Genomic DNA, 492 nt, shown 5'->3' with positions numbered 1-492 from the left:
AGATGCTCTACCAACTGAGCTAATGGCTCTAATGGCTGGGCTAGCTGGATTCGAACCAGCGCGTGACGGAGTCAAAGTCCGTTGCCTTACCGCTTGGCTATAGCCCAAGAATGGTGGAGGGGGGCAGATTCGAACTGCCGAACCCGAAGGAGCGGATTTACAGTCCGCCGCGTTTAGCCACTTCGCTACCCCTCCTAAAAATGGTGCCGGCCAGAGGACTTGAACCCCCAACCTACTGATTACAAGTCAGTTGCTCTACCAATTGAGCTAGGCCGGCTATAGGTATGGTTCAGGACAGAATCGAACTGCCGACACATGGAGCTTCAATCCATTGCTCTACCAACTGAGCTACTGAACCAAAATAAAAATTCGTAATGATACCTCTTTGAAAACTAAGTTTTATATGTTCTGAAAAACAATATGTATTTTAGCTATTTCACCACGAAACCTATATTAGTAATATTGCGGGAGGCGGATTTGAACCACCGACCT

At 47.4% G+C, this 492-nt stretch carries 4 tRNA genes; all 4 read right to left on the bottom strand.

Annotated elements, in window-relative coordinates:
• Positions 1-32 precede the first annotated feature (32 nt).
• Positions 33-107, bottom strand: a tRNA-Gln gene (locus HMPREF3241_RS10575).
• Between the two features lie 4 nt (positions 108-111).
• Positions 112-195, bottom strand: a tRNA-Tyr gene (locus HMPREF3241_RS10570).
• A gap of 6 nt (positions 196-201) precedes the next feature.
• Positions 202-277, bottom strand: a tRNA-Thr gene (locus tag HMPREF3241_RS10565).
• An 8-nt stretch (positions 278-285) separates the two neighbouring features.
• Positions 286-358: transfer RNA gene (locus HMPREF3241_RS10560), tRNA-Phe, on the bottom strand.
• Between the last annotated feature and the right edge of the window lie 134 nt (positions 359-492).

Origin of the sequence: Staphylococcus sp. HMSC34G04, assembly GCF_001838765.1 — a bacterium.
Classification (GTDB): Bacteria; Bacillota; Bacilli; order Staphylococcales; family Staphylococcaceae; genus Staphylococcus; species Staphylococcus epidermidis.
The sequence above is the reverse complement of the archived record's forward strand: the minus strand, read 5'-3'. Positions and strand labels throughout refer to the sequence as shown.